This window comes from Streptomyces sp. PsTaAH-124 (assembly GCF_000373685.1).
In the GTDB taxonomy this organism is placed as follows: Bacteria; Actinomycetota; Actinomycetes; order Streptomycetales; family Streptomycetaceae; genus Streptomyces; species Streptomyces andamanensis.
On sequence record NZ_KB892177.1, the window covers coordinates 86162 to 104102 of the forward strand.

A 17941-nucleotide genomic window follows, 5' to 3' on the forward strand; every position below is an offset into this window, starting at 1 on the left:
CGACCACGCTTCCGTGACGGTCCCTCCCGCTGTGTGAGCGGACCGGCCCCGGCTTCACCCGATCGCGGGTGAACCGGGCCGCATTCCTGTGAGTAACGCCACGAATGCGCTAAACGATCACATTCGCCTGCAAGAGTGTTTTCACCTTGCTCATGCGTTCTTTGCGGGCCGTTCCGTTCATGGACGACTGTTCCCGGCCAAAGATCCCCATACAGTTCCCTGGGAGCACGTTTCGTGGCAGCCCTCGCGCGCTGGTGTGTCCGGTACCGCCTCGTCACCGTCCTGCTCTGGCTGCTGGCCCTCGGCGGGGTCACGGTCGCCGCCGCCGTCGCCGGCCCGGCGTACTCCAACGACTACGAGGTCCCCGGCACCGACTCGGGCCGCGCCACCCAGTTGCTGCGCCAGGGCTTCCCCGGCCTCGGCGGGGACAGCGACACCGTCGTCTGGCACACCGAGGACGGCACCGTGCGCGCCGCCGACGTCGAGCAGACGATGACCCGGACCCTGGACCGCATCGAGGCGCTGCCCGAGGTGGCCTCCGTGACCAGCCCGTACAAGGGCCAGAGCGACCAGGGCGGGCAGAGCGGCCGCAGCACGGACCGGATCAGCCGGGACGGCCGCACCGCGTACGCGACGGTGACCTTCACCCGCCCGGCCCAGGACATCACCGAGGCCCAGGCGAAGGCCGTCGTGCACACCGCCAAGGAGGCACAGGGCGACGGACTCCAGGTGGAGCTGGGCGGCAGTGCCGTCGGCGCCACCCAGTCCTCCGGCGGGCACCTGGCGGAGATCCTGGGCGTCGCCGTGGCCGGTCTGGTGCTGCTGCTCGCCTTCGGCTCGCTCGCCGCGTCCCTGCTGCCCATCGCCACCGCGCTGGTCAGCGTCGGCACCGCCCACGCCGCCATCGGGCTGCTCGGTCACGCCATGACGGTGGCCGACTTCGCGCCCATGCTCGGCATGCTCATCGGCCTCGGCGTCGGCATCGACTACGCGCTGTTCATCGTCACCCGCCACCGGCGCGGCCTCAAACGCGGGCTGGGGGTCGCCGAGGCCGCCACGAACGCCGTCGCCACCACCGGCCGGGCCGTGGTCTTCGCGGGCGCCACCGTCTGCATCGCGCTGCTGGGCATGCTGATCCTGCGGCTCGGCTTCCTCAACGGCGTCGCCCTCGCCGCCGCGTCCACCGTCGTCCTCACCGTCGCGGCCTCGGTGACCCTGCTGCCCGCCCTGCTGTCCTTCATCGGCCCGCGCGCCCTCAGCCGCCGCGAGCGGCGGCGGCTCGCCGAGCACGGACCGCAGCCCGAACTGCCCACCGGGTTCGCCGCCCGCTGGTCGGCCTTCGTGGAGCGGCGGCCCAAGCTGCTCGGCGCGCTGGCCCTCGCCGTGGTCACCGTGCTCGCCCTGCCCACGCTCTTCCTGCACCTGGGCACCTCCGACCAGGGCAACGACCCGGCCTCCTCGACCACCCGGCGGGCCTACGACCTGATCGCCGACGGCTTCGGGCCCGGCGTCAACGGTCCGCTCACCCTGGTCACCCGCGTCGACGGCGCCGCCGACCGGCTCGCCCTGGACAACCTGGGCACCACCCTGCGCGCCACCGACGGCGTCGCCGCCGTCACCCCGGTGACCTACAACACCGGCGGCACCACCGCCACGCTGAACGTCGTCCCCGACTCGGCGCCCCAGTCGCAGCGCACCAGCGACCTCGTCGACCGGCTGCGCGAGAAGGTGCTGCCGCGCGCCGAGACCGGGACCTCGCTCGATGTGCACGTCGGCGGGGTGACCGCCGGGTACGACGACTTCGCCGGGGTGATCGTCGGCCGGCTGCCGCTGTTCGTCGGCGTGGTCGTCGGCCTCGGCTGCGTCCTGCTGCTGCTCGCCTTCCGGTCGGTGGGCATCCCGCTCAAGGCCGCCGTCATGAACGTCGCCGCCGTCGCCGCCTCCTTCGGCGTCGTCGTCACGATCTTCCAGTGGGGCTGGGGCAGCGAGTTCCTGGGCCTCGGCCGGGCCGGGCCCATCGAGCCGTTCCTGCCCGTGATCATGGTCTCGGTGCTCTTCGGGCTCTCCATGGACTACCAGGTCTTCCTGGTCAGCCGGATGTACGAGGAGTGGCTGGAGACCGGGGACAACCGGCGCGCGGTCCGGGTCGGCCTGGCCGAGACCAGCCGCGTGATCAACTCCGCCGCGGTCATCATGATCTCCGTCTTCCTCGCCTTCGTGCTCGGCGGCGACCGGGTGATCGCCATGTTCGGCATCGCGCTCGCCGCCGCCGTGGCGCTGGACGCGTTCGTACTGCGCACCCTGCTCGTGCCCGCGCTGATGCACCTGCTCGGCCGCGCCAACTGGTGGCTGCCGCGCGGCCTGGACCGTGTCCTGCCCCGCATCAGCATCGAGCCGCCGGAGTGCCGGGCCGCCCATGAGAGGCTCGGCGACGTCACGCCGGACATGGCGGGCCTGGCGACCATGGCGGAACTCGTGAAGGAGCAGGAACCGGATGTACGCGATATCCCTGGGTGACGGCGCGGAACTGCGGCCCCTGGAGCCCTGGCACGCCGAGGAGTTCCTCGCCCACCTCGACCGCGGGCGGGAGTTCATCACCCGGCACATCCCGTTCGGCGCGCACGCCACCGATGTGGACGCCGCCCGCGCCGTCCTGCGGTCGTACGCGGACAAGCGCGCCGCCGACACCGGCTTCCTGCACGGGCTGTGGCTGGCGGACCGGCTGGTGGGCGGGCTGCTGTTCCGGGTCTTCGACACGGAGACCGGCGTCTGCGAGATCGGCTGCTGGCTGGAGCCCGCCGGGACCGGCAAGGGTCTGGTCACCCGGGGCGCCCGCATCCTCGTCGACTGGGCGTTCGACGAGCGGGGCATGCACCGCGTGGAGTGGCACGTGTCCTCGGCCAACGAGCCCAGCGTCAACGTCGCCCGGCGCCTCGGCCTGACCCGCGAGGGCGTGCTCCGCGAGCACTACCCCTACCGGGGCGTACGCCAGGACACCGAGATCTGGGCCGTGCTCGCCCCCGAGTGGCGCGCGGCACGCGCGCGCGTGGACAGCGGCGGCGACCGTTAAGGGACCTCTCAGACTGCGTCCGTACGGTGCCCGCATGGGAACCAGGACCGCAGACGAGACCAGCACCACCACCGGCGCCGACACGAAGGACGGGACCGCCGCCGACGACCGGGCGGCCACCGCCGGGGCACCGGAGACGGAGGACGCTCCGGCCACCGGCGCCGGGACCGCCTCCGCCGCGGAGACCGCCGAGGCCGGGGCCGCCACCGCCGACGAGACGGCCGATGCCGATGCCGATGCCGAGGCGGACGCGGACGCGGAGGCGGAGGCCGCCGGACCGGCCGCGCCCCGCCCGGCCGGAGTGGGGCAGGGCGCGGCCGCCGTCGTGGCCGCGGCGCTCGGTCTGGTGTCGCTCAGCGGCAGCTGGCTCGGCACCGTCGCCGGTGCGCGCGAGCAGCTGACCGGCCAGCTGCGGACCTCCACCACCGCGAGCGTCGCGACGCAGATCAAGGAGGTCTACGGCGACGCCTGGCACACCACCGCGCTGTGGGGCGGGCTGTTCGCGCTGCTCGCCCTGATCGTCGGCGTCGTGGTGCTCGCCCGGCCCGCGTTCGGGGCGCCGGGCGAGCCGCAGGCGCCCTGGATCAAGTCGGTCGCCTGGGCGGGAGCCGCGCTCGGCGTCCTCGGGCTGCTCCTGGCCGTCCTGAAGTACACCGACGTCCTGCTCGGACTGCCCTCGGCCTGACCCCGTCCCCGGGCCGCCTGAGGTACCTTACGGCGGCTCTGAGGCCCCCCTGGTACGGCTAAGGCCCCGGGCGCCGCCGAAGATGCGGAACTCGCCCGATGCGGGCCGCCCCCCTGGACGGCGAAAGTGGTCTCCGGCACCGCGAGAAGAGGTGCCGGACACCACGTCACCAGGGGAGAGACCATGTTCGCCTACGAACTCCACGAGCTGCGCTCCGCCGAACTGCGCCGCCTGGCCGAGCAGGAGCGGCTGGCCGCCGAGGCGCTGCGCGGGCGCCGCGCCGCCCGCCGCACAGCCTCCCGCGAGGCGCCGGAGGCCGAGTCGCATAGCGGCGGCCCCGGGCAGCACCGGTTCACCCGCGCCGCATGACCGTCCCGGCGCGGCGGGCGCCCGGCCGGCCGGCCCCGGGGCGGCCGGAACCGGGCCGGCGCCCGCCGCCGGGCGGCACCCCGGGATCCGCTCCCGCGCCGAAATCCGCTCCCGCGCTGTCACACCCCCGTGCGATGCTCGGACCCGTGGAGACCAGGTCTGTCAGTCCGGTGTTCGTGGGCCGCGAGCACGAATCGGACACACTGCACGAGGCGCTCGCCAGGGCGGGCGCGGGGGAGCCGCAGGCCCTGCTGGTCGGCGGCGAGGCCGGCGTCGGCAAGACCCGGCTCGTCGAGGAGTTCGCGGCGGCCGCCGCCCGCGGGGGCGCGGTCGTCGCGCTCGGCGGCTGTGTGGAGATGGGCGCCGACGGGCTGCCCTTCGCCGCCTTCTCCACCGCGCTGCGCGCCCTGCGCCGCGAACTGCCCGGCGCGCTCGCCGCCGCGAGCGCGGGCCAGGAGGAGGAACTGGCCCGGCTCCTGCCGGAACTGGCCGAGCAGCCCGCCGCGCGCGGCACCGGCCGGCCCGACGAGGAGGGCACGGCCCGCCTCTTCGAGCTCACCGCCCGCCTGCTGGAGCAGATCGGCGCCGACCACACCGTCCTCCTCGTCCTGGAGGACCTGCACTGGGCCGACGCCTCCACCCGGCACCTGCTCAGCTATCTCTTCCGCACCCTGCGCACCGGCCGGCTGGTCGTCCTGGCCACCTACCGCTCCGACGACATCCACCGCCGCCACCCGCTGCGCCCCCTGCTCGCCGAGCTCGACCGGCTGCGCACGGTCCGCCGCATCGAACTGGAGCGCTTCACCCGGCAGGAGGTCGGCCGCCAGATCGCCGGCATCCTCGCCACCGAACCCGACCCCGCGCAGATCGACCGCATCTTCGAACGCTCCGACGGCAACGCCTTCTTCGTCGAGGAACTGGCCGTCTGCGCCAGCGAGCGCTGCGCCGACCTCAGCGACTCCCTGCGCGATCTGCTCCTCGTCCGCGTCGAGGCCCTGCCCGAGGACGCCCAGCGGGTCGTCCGGATCGCCGCCGAGGGCGGCTCCACCGTCGAGTACCGGCTGCTCGCCGCCGTGGCCCGGCTCGCCGAGGACGACCTCATCGAGGCGCTGCGCGCCGCGGTGAACGCCCACATCCTCACCGCCGCCCCCACCGGCGACGCCTACCGCTTCCGGCACGCCCTGGTCCGCGAGGCCGTCGGCGACGACCTGCTGCCCGGCGAGCGCTCCCGCCTCAACCGCCGCTACGCCGAAGCCCTGGAGGCCGACGCCTCCCTCGTCCCCGCCGACCAGCGCGTCCTGCGGCTGGCCAGCTACTGGTACCACGCCCACGACCCCGCCAAGGCGCTGCCCGCCGTCCTCGACGCCTCCGTCACCGCCCGCGCCCGGCACGCCTACAGCGAGCAGCTGCGCCTCCTGGAGCGGGCGATGGAGCTGTGGGACACCGCCCCCGCGGAGGTGCGCGCCCGGCTGCGCCCGGTGGACTACACCGAGGTCTACCCGCCGTGCGGCTGCGATCCGGCCACCACCCCGCTGCGCTATCTGGACCTGATGGCCGAGGCCGCCGTCGCGGGCCGCCTGTGCGGGGAGCGGGACCGCGCCATGAAGATCATCAAGCGGGCGCTGCGCCATCTGGACGACGACCACGACCCGCTGCGCGCCGCCTGGTTCTGGATCCAGCGCTCCCGCCTGGTCCAGGCGAAGGCCCAGGGCGACGGCTGGCAGGAACTGGCCCGCGCCCAGGACCTGGTGCGCGGCCTGCCGCCCTCCGAGGTGCACGCCGAGGTCCTGGCCAACGTCGCCAACTGGTCCATGATCCACGAGCCCGGCCCCGACGCCTTCTCGGCCGCCGAGCGGGCCGTGGAGTACGCGCGCATGGTCGGCGCCCAGGAGATCGAGATGACCGCCCGCCTCACCCTGGGCGGCCTGCGGGTCGAGGCGGGCGACGTCGACGCCGGACTCGCCGAGATGCGCGAGGTCAACCGGCGTACGGTGGCGGACGGCATCGCCTCCGTGGCCGGCCGCTCCTATGTCAACCTGCCCTCCGAGCTGGAGTCCGTGGGCCGCTCCCGCGAGGCCGTGCCTCTGTTGGAGCAGGGCATCGAGTACACCCGGCGCTTCGGCCGGTTCGACCACGAGGCGTACGTCTGGGGCAATCTCGCCGAGTCGCTGTTCACCCTGGGCCGCTGGGAGGAGTCGGCCGAAGCGGCCTGCCGCTCGCGGCGGGTCGGGCAGAGCGCCAAACCGCGCGCCTTCCACGCCCGTATCCGCGCCGAACTCGCCCTCGCCCGGGGCGAGCTGGCCAAGGCTGCCGCCCATCTGGCGGACGGCCGGGCCTACTTCGGCACCCATGACTGCGCCCCGCAGCACACCCTGCCCCTGGTCCGCATCGCCATCGGTGTCGCGGCGGGCGAGGGCCGCCTGCTGGACGCCCGCGCCGAGGCCGGACGCGCCCTGAAGGACGGCTTCCCGCCCGGCACCCAGCGCTACGCCTGGCCCCTGCTGCTGAGCGCCGCCACCGTGGAGACCCGCACGGCCGGGCTGCCCGCCACCGAGGCGGGCCGCGCCGACGCCCTCGCCCGCATCCGCCGGGCCGCCGGGGCACTGACCGTCAACGTGCCCGTCTGGCAGGCGTACGAGGGCTGGGTGCACGCCGAGCTGGCGTACGCCGAGGGGAGCGCGGACCCCGAGGACTGGGCGCCGGTCGTCGCCGCCTTCGAGACCCTGGAGCGCCCCTACGAACTGGCCCGGGTCCGGCTGCGCCTGGCCGAGGCGCTGCTCACCGGCGGCGAGGACGGGCGCGAGCGCGCCACGGAACTGCTCCGGCTGTCCCACGCGGTCGCCGAGCATCTGCGGGCCCGGCCGCTGGCCGACTCCGCGGCCCTGCTCGCCCAGCGCGCCCGTCTCTCCCTGACCTGCGCCCCGCCGCCCCGGGCGCCCGAGGATCCCGCCGAGGCCCTGGGCCTCACCCAGCGGGAGCGCGATGTGCTGCGCCTGGTCGCCCGGGGCCGCACCAACCGCCAGATAGCCGAGGAGCTGTTCATCTCGCCCAAGACGGCCAGCGTGCACGTGTCGAACATCCTGGCGAAGCTCGGCGTCTCCGGCCGGGGCGAGGCGGCGGCGGTGGCGCACCGGCTGGAGCTCTTCCCCGGCGACCCGCTCACCGCCCCCGCGCCCGGCTGAGACGTACGGTGGTGGGGACCGGGAGGGAGGGGCCGTGTTCAACGCCTTCGAGGAACTGTTCGCACCGGGCCGCAAGCACACCCACGACGAGCAGAAGCGGCTGGAGCTGAGCCGGGAGGACATCGGGGACAACGACCCCGGCCGGGGACCGATAGACCTCGCCTCCGGAAAAGTCGTCGTCCGCCCACCCGGCCCCGCGGCGGGAGCCGAAGGGCCCGAGGAAGCCGGAGAGGCCGGGGAGCCCGAGGAAGCCAGGGCGCCCGAGGGCGCCGGGCAGCCCGGGGAGGGCGCCGGGTAGCCACCGGGCCCGCACGGGCCCCTGCCCTGACCGCCAGATCTCCTTCCTTCTCCCCCTGTGTCTCTCTCCCCCCCCCGCGTCACGTCACCCGGATCTCCAGGATCCGGTCGTCGCCCTTCTTCGGGCTGCCGCGCCCGTCGGTGTTGCTGGTGACCAGCCACAGCCTGCCGTCACCCGCCGGGGCGACCGTGCGCAGACGGCCGTACTCACCGGTCAGGAAGGACTGCGGGGCCGCCGAGGCGGCCGTGCCGCGCAGCGGGATCCGCCACAGCCGCTCGCCCTTGAGCCCCGCCATCCAGATCGAGCCGTCGGCGTAGGCGATGCCGCTGGGGGATGCCTGGTCGGTGTGCCACTGGGCGACCGGGTCGCGGTACCGGGAATCACCGGACCTCCCCTCCGCCTTCGGCCAGCCGTAGTCGCCGCCGGGCACGATCGTGTTCAGCTCGTCCCAGGTGTCCTGGCCGAACTCGGACGCGAACAGCCGCTGCCTGCTGTCCCAGGCCAGGCCCTGCACATTGCGGTGGCCGTAGGAGTACACGGGGGAGTCCGGGAAGGGGTTGCCGGGGGCCGGTTCGCCCTCCGGGGTCAGCCGCAGGATCTTGCCGCCCAGCGACCTGGTGTCCTGGGCCAGGCCGCGTTCCCCGCTCTCGCCGGTGCCCGCGTACAGCATGCCGTCGGGGCCGAAGGCGATCCGGCCGCCGTTGTGCACGAACCCCTTGGGGATGCCCCGGAACACCGTGTCGGGCGCGCCGAGCTGCTCCTTGGGGGGCTTCTTCGGGTCGTACAGCATCCGGACGATGCGGTTGTCGGAGGCGGAGGTGAAGTAGGCGTAGACCATGTGGTCGGAGGCGAAGCCGGGGGAGAGGGCGATGCCGAGGAGGCCGCCCTCGCCCTGCGGTGCCACCCCGGACACGGTGCCCAGTTCCGTCGTACGGCCCGTCCGCTCGTCCACGCGGGTGAGGGTGGCCCGGTCGCGGGAGGAGACCAGCAGCCCGCCGTCCGGCAGCGGGGCCAGGCCCCACGGTGAGTCCAGGCCCTCGGCGACGGTGCGCAGCACGGTGACGGTGCCCTCGGCCGGCGGGGCGCTCTCCCCGGCACTCCGGCCCGGCGAGGGGCTGGCGGCGGCCGTGCCGGGCGGTGTGCCGCGGTCCCCGGGCGGCGGCGGTCCGGACGAGCACCCGGCCGCCAGCAGCAGGGCGGCGGCCAGCGCCCCGGTCACAGCTCCAGCCCGCACGTTCATGCCTGTCCCTTCGACGCGGCGGTCCCCCTCATCTCATACACCCCCGCACCCGGGCCGGGCCGCCGATCGGCCGGATCCCGCCCCGGCAGGCGCCCGCGTCCCGGGACCCCGCGTCCCGGGATCCCGCGTCCCGGGACCCCGGGTCCGTGGGCGACCGGCTCCCGCTCAGTCCCACGACCCCCGTGCCGCGGGCAGTGCGCCCAGTTCCGCGAGGTCCCGGGCGGTCAGGCGGAGGTCCGCGGCGGCGGCGTTCTCCGTGACCCAGCGTTCCCGCTTGGCGCCCGGCACGGGGATCACGTGCGGGCCCTGGGCGAGCACCCAGGCCAGGGCCACCTGGGCGGGGGTGACGCCGCCGCCGTGCCGGGCGGCCACCCGGCGCAGACCGGCGACGACCGGCTGGTTGGCGGCCATCATCTCGGCGGTGAAGCGGGGGTGGCGGGCCCGCAGGTCGTCCCGCTCGAAGCCCTCGCCGGGGGTGAGCGTGCCGGTCAGGAAGCCGTTGCCGAGCGGCATCGCGGCCAGCAGACCCACGCCCCGCGCGGTGCACCACGGCAGCAGCGACTCCAGTGCGTCGGGCGACCACACCGACAGTTCGGCCTGCACCGCGCTCACCGGGAACACCTGCTGCACCCGCTCCAGTTGCCGGATCGTTCCGTCATACAGCCGCCCCCGGGACCGGCGCCCGCCGCGCGCCCCCACCGCGCTCAGCCCGAGCGCCCGCACCTTCCCGGCCCGCACCAGCTCCGCCATCGCCCCCCAGGTCTCCTCCACCGGCACCTCCGGATCGGCCCGGTGCAGCTGGTAGAGGTCGATCACCTCCGTCTGCAACCGCCGCAGCGACGCGTCGCAGGCCCGTCTCACGTACCCGGGGCGGCCGTTGGCCACGATGTGCTGCTCACCCACCAGCAGCCCGACCTTGGTCGAGACGAAGGCGTCGGAGCGCCGCTCCTTCAGCACCCGGCCCAGCAGCAGCTCATTGGTGAACGGGCCGTACATGTCGGCGGTGTCCAGCAGCGACGAGCCCAGGTCCAGTGCCCGGTGCGCCGCCCGCAGCGACTCCTCCCCCCGCTGCCGGGACGTGCTGTAGGCCCAGCTCATCGGCATGCAGCCCAGTCCTATGGCCCCCACCGCGAGTGCCGCCGCGCCGATCGTCCTGCGCTCCACCTCGCCGTAACCCTCCCTCTGCTCGGTGGACCAACCTAACCTCTGCGTGCGCGCGCCCCTGGCATAGCCTCCTGACCATGACTGCTGACATATGGCTGCCGCTTCCGCCGGAGGAGATCGAAGGGCTCCCGAAGGGGCCGAACTACCTCTTCTGGGACGGCGGCGACGACGGCGGGCAGGAGTTCCCCGGCGACCCGGCCGACTGCGTGTTCTACGTCGTGCCGTACATGCGTCCCGCCGGCACCGGCATCCGCCCGCTGGAGCGGATGCGCGCGCTGCGGGTCGTGCAGACCCTGTCCGCGGGCACCGACGCCGTGGAGCCCGGTCTGCGGCACCTCCCGCCGGGCGTGCTGCTGTGCAACGCGCGCGGGGTGCACGAGGCGAGCACGGCGGAGCTGGCCCTGACGCTCGTCCTCGCCTCCCTGCGCGGCGTCCCCGGCTTCGTACGGGACCAGGACCGCGGCCGCTGGGGCGGGGGCTTCCACCCGGCGCTCGCCGACCGGAACGTGCTCATCGTGGGCTACGGGGCCATCGGCGCCGCCATCGAGGACCGGCTGGTGCCCTTCGAGGTGGCGCGCGTGACGCGGGTGGCGCGCTCCGCGCGCACCACGCCGCGCGGTCCGGTGCACCCGCTCACCGACCTGCCCGCCCTGCTGCCCGACGCCGACGTGGTCATCCTCTCCACGCCGCTGAACGAGACCACGCGCGGCCTGGCCGACGCGGAGTTCCTGGCGCGGATGAAGGACGGCGCGCTCCTGGTGAACGTGGCACGCGGCGGCGTGGTCGACACCGGGGCGCTCCTGGCCGAGCTGGAGCGCGGCCGGATCACCGCCGCCCTCGACGTCACCGACCCCGAGCCGCTGCCCGCCGGCCACCCCCTGTGGCAGGCTCCGGGGGTGCTCATCAGTCCGCACGTCGGCGGACCCACCTCGGCGTTCCGGCCGCGTGCCGAGCGGCTGCTGACGGGGCAATTGCACCGGTTCGTGAACCATGAGCCGCTCGCGAACGTGGTGCTGACGACGGGCGCGGCGGGCGTATAACCCCCTCCGGGCACCGTCCGCGACCCTCCGGACGCGGGGCGTATTCGCATATGCGCTGGTCGTCACGGAGCGTAGAGAGGCTATGTCCCTGAGTGACGAGACTGGTGTATCGTCCCCGACAGGGGCTGCGCCGTGCACATTCGGCGCCGGGGATGGACATTTCGGACTGTGAGGGGGGCGACGGGCGATGCACGGCCTATGGACGAACGATCCGACGCGGCGGAGCCGCCACCGGATGCCCTGGCACACGGCCGCGTACGACAGCGGCCCGCACGGCGAAGGCCGCGGCGGTGGCTTCGGTGACGGCCGCCACGACGGCGGCGGCAGCCGGGATGACAGCCGCGGCGGCCACCGGTACGGCGCCGGTGGCGGCGACCGGTACGGCGCAGATCGCGGTGACCGGCACGGCGGGAGCCGCGGGGACGACTGGACCGGTGCCCGCCGGAGGCGCCCGCACCCGGTCCGTCCGCGGCCGCGGGGCGCCGGGGAAGCGGCGGTGCGGACCGGGGGGCTCCGGTGAGCAGCCCGCCCGTCTCCGCCGTCACCGCGCCCGACGCGGCGCGCCGCGTCCCGCCCCCGCCGCCCGTCCGGCCCGCCGGACCGCCGCCCGCACCGGGCGGACGGCGCCGGCTCGCCTCCCAGCTGACCCTGGCACTGGTGTGCGCCGGGTACGCCGTGGGTTCCGCCTGCGACTGGGGCTCCCGCCAGGCCGCGCTGATCATGGGCGACTTCGGGCTGTCCGCGGCGGCCGGCACCGCCGCCGTCTCGTGCGCCCTGTTCGCGCGGGGGCAGCGCGTCCGCTTCCGCTCCGCCTGGCTGCTGTTCGCCCTCTCCTCGGCGATGGCCTCCCTGGGCAACGGGATCTGGGGGTGGTACGAGGTCGTCCTCGCCGTGCCGGTGCCCAGCCCCAGCTACGCGGACCTGTTCTTCCTGTGTTTCGCGCCGCCCGCGATCGTCGGACTGCTGGTGCTCGCCAAGCGCCCGGTGACCAGGGCCGGCTGGGTCTGCCTGGTGCTGGACGCCTGGCTGATCGGCGGCTCGCTGCTCACCCTCTCCTGGAGCCTCGCGCTCGCCCAGGCGGCCAGATTCGACGGCCCGAGCGTCGCGCACACCGCGCTCTCCCTGGCCTATCCGCTGCTGGACATCGTCCTGGTCAGCATGGTGCTGGCGCTGCACTTCCGGCGCTCACCGCTCAACCGCACCGCGGTGAACACCGCGATCGGCGGACTGGCCCTGACCGTGCTGAGCGACGCCCTGTTCACCTCGCCGCTGATGCACCACAGCTACCGCTCCGGGCAGTTGCTCGACGCGGGCTGGTTCGCGGGCTCGCTGCTGCTGGCGTACGCCCCCTGGGTGGGCCCGCACACCGCCGAGCGCCGCACCACCGACGACCGCACCACGGCCCGGCGCACCACGGACCACCGCACCACGCACCACAGCACCACCGACCACGAGACGGCCGCACCGCACGCCCACGAGACCGCCGTCCCGCACGCGCGCGTGGCCGACGGACAGCTGCCCGAGGCCGACGGGCACGCCCCCGCGGGCGACGCCCCCGGGACCGAGGGCCACACGCGCACGGCGCCCGAGCGGGTGCCCGGCCAGCGCCAGGCGCCCCCGCGCCCGGCCGTCCGCCCGCCCGTCCCGGAGGCCGCCACCGAGCGGTATCCGGCCACCCGGCCCATCTCCGGCTCCCTCGCGGCCCTCACGCCCTACGCCGCCGCCGCCGTGTGCACGCTGGGCGTGCTGTACAACGTGCTGAACGGCCACAGCGTCGACCGGGTGGTGCTGATCACCGCCGGTGCCGTGGTGCTCGCCCTCGTCGTGCGCCAGGGCATCATGCTGCTCGACAACATCGCCCTCACCCAGGAGCTGGCCCAGAAGGAGAACCACTTCCGCTCCCTGGTGCAGGGCTCCAGCGACGTCATCATGATCGCCGCGCCCAACGGCATCCTCAGATACGTCTCCCCGGCCGCCGCCGGGGTGTACGGCCGCCCCGCCGAAGAGCTGGTCGGCACCGAACTCGCCGGTCTCATCCACCCGGAGGACCTCGGCTGCGTGGTCCACGAGGTCCGCCGCTTCCTCGCCGCCAGTCCGCGCGAGGAGCCCACCACCCGCATCGAGTGCCGGTTCCGCTCCGGCGGGAGCGCCCCGCGCTCGGGCGAGGACGGGAGCGGGAGCGGGGGAGGCTGGCTCAACGTCGAGTCGACCATCAACCGCCATCACGGCGGCCTCATCTTCAACAGCCGGGACGTCACCGAGCGGGTGCGCCTCCAGGCGCAGCTCCAGCACAACGCCGAGCACGACCCGCTCACCGACCTGCCCAACCGGGCGCTCTTCACCCGGCGCGTGCAGCAGGCGCTGTCCGGCCGCCGCTCCACCGACCGCGGCACCGCCGTGCTCTTCATCGACCTGGACGGCTTCAAGGCCGTCAACGACACCATCGGGCACCAGGCCGGGGACGCGCTGCTCGTCCAGGCCGCCCGCAGACTCCACGACGCGGTCCGCCACGGGGACACCGCCTCCCGGCTCGGCGGCGACGAGTTCGCCGCGCTCATCGTCGGCGACGGCACCCGCGACCGCACCGCCCGCGAGGGGCACATCCTGGAACTGGCCGACCGCCTGCGCGTCACCCTCTCGCAGCCCTACCTCATCGACGGCAACGATGTCCGCGTGGCCGCCTCCATCGGCGTCGCCTTCGCCGAGCCGGGCCTCGGCGCGGGCGAGCTGCTGCGCAACGCCGACCTCGCCATGTACCGCGCCAAGGCGGCTGGAAAGGGCCGCGTCGAGCTGTACAGGCCGCAGATGCAGCAGGACGTCGTCCGCAAGGCGGAACTGGCCACCCGGCTCCGCTCCGCGCTGCACGACGGCGAGTTCACGCTGCTGCACCAGCCGGTGGTCTGCCTGGCCACCGGCCGGATCACCTCGGTGGCCGCCCAGGCGCGCTGGCGCTCCTCCCAGGGGGTGCTGTTCACCCCCGCCGAGTTCCTGCGGGTCTCCGAGGACAGCGACCGCACGGCCGAGCTGGGCCGCTGGATGCTGGAGGAGGCCGTGGAGCAGGCCGCCGAGCGCGCCAGGACCGGCCTGAACGTGTCGGTGGTGGTCCGCGTCGGAGCGCGCCGCCTGGTGGACCGCTCCATGCCGCCCGGCGCCGTCGAGGCCCTGCTGACCCGGCACGGGCTGCCCGCCGGGTCGCTCGTGGTCGAGCTGGCCGACACCGACCCGCGGGTGTCGCCGGACGAGCTGGAGCGCCGTCTGTCGGCCCTCGGCCGGATCGGCGTACGCATCGCCCTGGACGGCTTCGGCAGCGGCCACGGCGCCCTCATGGCCCTGCGCCGCCTCCCCGTCGACGTGCTCAAGCTCGACCGCTCCCTGGTCGAGGGGGTCGTCGAGTCGGCCCGGCTGCACAAGATCACCGGCGGGCTGCTGCGGATGGCGGGCGACCTCGGTCTCCAGTCGGTGGCCGACGGAGTGGACCTGCCCGAGCAGGCGGCCGCGCTGCGCGCGATGGGCTGCACCCACGGCCAGGGCATGGCGTTCTCCGGTCCGCTGGACGAGTACCGGCTGCGCCGGGCGCTCGCTTCCGGCCACTACCCGGTGCACCACGGAGCCGCCGAACCGGTCTACGCGGGCGGCGGCGGGGCCGGTGTCCGCGCCGGTCAGCTGCCGGTCGTCTTCGGCGGCGGGACGAGCCTGCGCCCACATGATGAGACTCCCGTCCCACCCACTTGACAGTGGATGCGTGCCGGGGGGAGGGTCATTTCCATGCGCACCCGAATTCTCGTACTTGGACAGCGCGTCGGCTGAGCTGGGACCCAGCGGATATCTCCGCGGATCCCAGCGACCCTCACCGGCGCGCTCCCCTCGCTTGCCTCACGGCACGAGGGGTTTTTTGTTGCACGGACACCTGCCGCACCGCGGTCCCAGACCGTGCGAACCTGGCGAAAGCCGACACCCGAACCCTCGCAGAACCTCAGCATCGAGAAGAGAATGCCGATGACCGAGCAGGCCACCGGGGCCCACCATCCGCAGCCGCGGCCCCGATCCGGAGGACACCAGTCCGCGCCCGAGCACGTCACGGGTGCGAAGTCCCTCATCCGCTCTCTCGAGGAGGTCGGGGTCGACACCGTATTCGGCATTCCCGGTGGCACGATCCTTCCCGCGTACGACCCGATGATGGACTCCAGCCGGGTGCGCCACGTGCTGGTGCGGCACGAGCAGGGCGCGGGCCACGCCGCCACCGGCTACGCCCAGGCGACCGGCAAGGTCGGTGTCTGCATGGCCACCTCGGGCCCCGGCGCCACCAACCTGGTGACCCCGATCGCCGACGCCAACATGGACTCGGTGCCGCTGGTCGCCATCACCGGCCAGGTCGTCTCCAAGGCGATCGGCACCGACGCCTTCCAGGAGGCGGACATCGTCGGCATCACGATGCCGATCACCAAGCACAGCTTCCTGGTCACCCGGGCGGAGGACATCCCGCGGACGATCGCGGAGGCGTTCCACATCGCCTCCACCGGCCGCCCCGGCCCGGTCCTGGTCGACATCCCCAAGGACATCCTCCAGGCGCAGACCACCTTCTCCTGGCCGCCCGCCACGGACCTGCCCGGCTACCGGCCCGTCACCAAGCCGCACGCCAAGCAGATCCGCGAGGCCGCCAAGCTCATCACCGCCGCCAAGCGGCCGGTCCTCTACGTCGGCGGCGGCGTCCTGAAGGCCAATGCCACCGCCGAGCTGAAGGTGCTGGCCGAACTGACCGGAGCGCCCGTCACCACCACCCTGATGGCGCTCGGCGCATTCCCCGACAGCCACCCGCTGCACGTGGGGATGCCGGGCATGCACGGTGCGGTCACCGCCGTCACCGCGTTGCAGAAGGCCGACCTGATCGTCGCCCTCGGAGCCCGCTTCGACGACCGCGTCACCGGCAAGCTGGACAGCTTCGCCCCGTACGCCAAGATCGTCCACGCCGACATCGACCCCGCCGAGATCGGCAAGAACCGCGAGGCCGACGTGCCGATCGTCGGCGACGCCCGCGAGGTCATCGCCGACCTGGTCCAGGCCGTCCAGAAGGAGCACGCCGAGGGCCACCGGGGCGACTACACCGCCTGGTGGAACGACCTCAGCCGCTGGCGCGAGACCTACCCGCTCGGCTACGACCAGCCCGGGGACGGCTCGCTGTCCCCGCAGGCGGTCATCGAGCGGATCGGGCAGCTCGCCCCCGAGGGCACCATCTTCGCGGCGGGCGTCGGCCAGCACCAGATGTGGGCCGCGCACTTCGTCCAGTACGAGCAGCCCGCCACCTGGCTGAACTCCGGCGGCGCCGGGACCATGGGCTACGCCGTCCCGGCCGCCATGGGCGCCAAGGCGGGCAGGCCCGAGCGGACCGTCTGGGCGATCGACGGCGACGGCTGCTTCCAGATGACCAACCAGGAACTGACCACCTGCGCCCTGAACAACATCCCGATCAAGGTCGCCGTCATCAACAACGGCGCCCTCGGGATGGTCCGCCAGTGGCAGACCCTCTTCTACAACCAGCGCTACTCCAACACGGTCCTGCACTCGGGCCCGGACGACGTCAACCCGGACGCCCGCGGCACCCGCGTCCCCGACTTCGTGAAGCTGTCGGAGGCCATGGGCTGCTACGCGATCCGCTGCGAGCGCCCCGAGGACCTGGACAAGGTCATCGAGGAGGCCAACGCGGTCAACGACCGCCCGGTCGTCGTCGACTTCATCGTCCACGAGGACGCGATGGTCTGGCCGATGGTCGCCGCCGGCACCTCCAACGACGAGATCATGGCCGCCCGGGACGTCCGCCCCGACTTCGGCGACAACGACGACGACTGAGAGCGTCCGGGACTTCAGGAAGGTACGCCCGTCATGTCCACCAAGCACACGCTCTCGGTCCTGGTCGAGAACACCCCCGGCATCCTCGCCCGGATCGCCGCCCTCTTCTCCCGCCGCGGCTTCAACATCGACTCGCTCGCGGTCGGTGTCACCGAGCACCCCGACATCTCCCGCATCACCATCGTGGTCGGTGTCGAGGACCTGCCGCTGGAGCAGGTGACCAAGCAGCTCAACAAGCTCGTCAACGTGCTGAAGATCGTCGAACTGGAACCCGGTTCGGCCGTGCAGCGCGAACTCGTCCTGGTGAAGGTGCGCGCCGACAACGAGACGCGCTCCCAGATCACCGAGATCGTCCAGCTCTTCCGCGCCAAGACGGTCGACGTCTCCCCGGAGGCCGTGACCATCGAGGCCACCGGATCCAGCGACAAGCTGACCGCCATGCTCAAGATGCTGGAGCAGTACGGCATCAAGGAGCTGGTGCAGTCCGGCACCATCGCGATCGGCCGCGGCGCCCGTTCGATCACGGACCGGTCGCTGCGCGCCCTCGACCGATCGGCGTAACGACACACGGCGACGCGTACGGGCGCGCGGGCGACACCGCCGCCCGTATGCCGAGACCCGGAAACTTCCCGCCCCCTCACCGGCATACGGTGGGACGCACAACCCGCACACCAAGGAGAGAACCCAGTGGCCGAGCTGTTCTACGACGCCGACGCCGACCTGTCCATCATCCAGGGCCGCAAGGTCGCGGTCATCGGTTACGGCAGCCAGGGTCACGCCCATGCCCTGTCGCTGCGCGACTCGGGTGTCGACGTGCGGGTGGGTCTGCACGAGGGATCGAAGTCGAAGGCGAAGGCCGAGGAGCAGGGCCTGCGCGTGGTGAGCCCGTCCGAGGCCGCGGCCGAGGCCGACGTCATCATGATCCTGGTGCCGGACCCGATCCAGGCCCAGGTCTACGAGGAGCACATCGCGCCGAACCTGAAGGACGGCGACGCGCTGTTCTTCGGGCACGGCCTGAACATCCGCTACGGCTTCATCAAGCCCCCGGC

At 73.8% G+C, this 17941-nt stretch carries 13 protein-coding genes; 11 read left to right on the top strand and 2 right to left on the bottom strand.

Features of this window, described 5'->3' with window-relative positions; genetic code table 11:
• Positions 1-234: 234 nt before the first annotated feature.
• From B086_RS0122225 to B086_RS0122250, 6 genes are all read left to right on the top strand, one after another.
• Positions 235-2517, top strand: coding sequence for an MMPL family transporter (locus B086_RS0122225; RefSeq protein WP_018568633.1), 2283 nt, complete (start codon positions 235-237; stop codon positions 2515-2517).
• Entirely contained in the window at positions 2495-3070 is a 576-nt protein-coding gene (locus B086_RS0122230) for a GNAT family N-acetyltransferase (protein ID WP_018568634.1), read from the top strand. Before B086_RS0122225 ends, B086_RS0122230 begins: the two co-directional genes overlap by 23 nt.
• 34 nt (positions 3071-3104) lie before the next feature.
• Positions 3105-3755, top strand: coding sequence for a hypothetical protein (locus B086_RS0122235; protein WP_018568635.1), 651 nt, complete (start codon positions 3105-3107; stop codon positions 3753-3755).
• Between the two features lie 183 nt (positions 3756-3938).
• Positions 3939-4124 carry a hypothetical protein gene (locus tag B086_RS0122240; protein ID WP_018568636.1) on the top strand — a complete coding sequence of 62 codons (186 nt, stop codon included), beginning with the start codon at positions 3939-3941 and terminating at the stop codon, positions 4122-4124.
• A 134-nt stretch (positions 4125-4258) separates the two neighbouring features.
• A complete protein-coding gene (locus B086_RS40530; protein ID WP_078531160.1) occupies positions 4259-7306 on the top strand; it encodes a helix-turn-helix transcriptional regulator in 3048 nt (1015 codons plus the stop codon).
• Positions 7307-7340: 34 nt separating this feature from the next.
• Positions 7341-7604 carry a DUF6191 domain-containing protein gene (locus B086_RS0122250; RefSeq protein ID WP_018568638.1) on the top strand — a complete coding sequence of 88 codons (264 nt, stop codon included), beginning with the start codon at positions 7341-7343 and terminating at the stop codon, positions 7602-7604.
• Positions 7605-7683: 79 nt separating this feature from the next.
• Here B086_RS0122250 and B086_RS0122255 read toward each other — a convergent pair whose 3' ends face one another.
• Together B086_RS0122255 and B086_RS0122260 are read right to left on the bottom strand one after the other, a co-directional pair.
• On the bottom strand, positions 7684-8844 hold the full coding sequence (locus B086_RS0122255) for a PQQ-dependent sugar dehydrogenase (protein ID WP_051115893.1): 1161 nt from the start codon (positions 8842-8844) through the stop codon (positions 7684-7686).
• A gap of 165 nt (positions 8845-9009) precedes the next feature.
• The gene (locus B086_RS0122260) at positions 9010-10008 is read right to left on the bottom strand and encodes an aldo/keto reductase (RefSeq protein ID WP_026252659.1); all 999 of its coding nucleotides are present in this window, start codon (positions 10006-10008) and stop codon (positions 9010-9012) included.
• A 77-nt stretch (positions 10009-10085) separates the two neighbouring features.
• Here B086_RS0122260 and B086_RS0122265 point away from each other — a divergent pair, with 77 nt between their 5' ends.
• From B086_RS0122265 to B086_RS0122290, 5 genes are all read left to right on the top strand, one after another.
• The gene (locus B086_RS0122265) at positions 10086-11048 is read left to right on the top strand and encodes a 2-hydroxyacid dehydrogenase (protein WP_018568641.1); all 963 of its coding nucleotides are present in this window, start codon (positions 10086-10088) and stop codon (positions 11046-11048) included.
• Between the two features lie 516 nt (positions 11049-11564).
• Positions 11565-14780, top strand: a complete 3216-nt coding sequence (locus tag B086_RS0122275; protein ID WP_018568642.1) for an EAL domain-containing protein — start codon at positions 11565-11567, stop codon at positions 14778-14780.
• A gap of 264 nt (positions 14781-15044) precedes the next feature.
• The gene (locus B086_RS0122280; RefSeq protein ID WP_018568643.1) at positions 15045-16892 is read left to right on the top strand and encodes an acetolactate synthase large subunit; all 1848 of its coding nucleotides are present in this window, start codon (positions 15045-15047) and stop codon (positions 16890-16892) included.
• A 33-nt stretch (positions 16893-16925) separates the two neighbouring features.
• A complete protein-coding gene (gene ilvN, locus B086_RS0122285; protein ID WP_018568644.1) occupies positions 16926-17453 on the top strand; it encodes an acetolactate synthase small subunit in 528 nt (175 codons plus the stop codon).
• Positions 17454-17579: 126 nt separating this feature from the next.
• On the top strand, positions 17580-17941 hold a 362-nt coding region (locus tag B086_RS0122290; protein WP_018568645.1), incomplete at its 3' end, for an NAD(P)-binding domain-containing protein.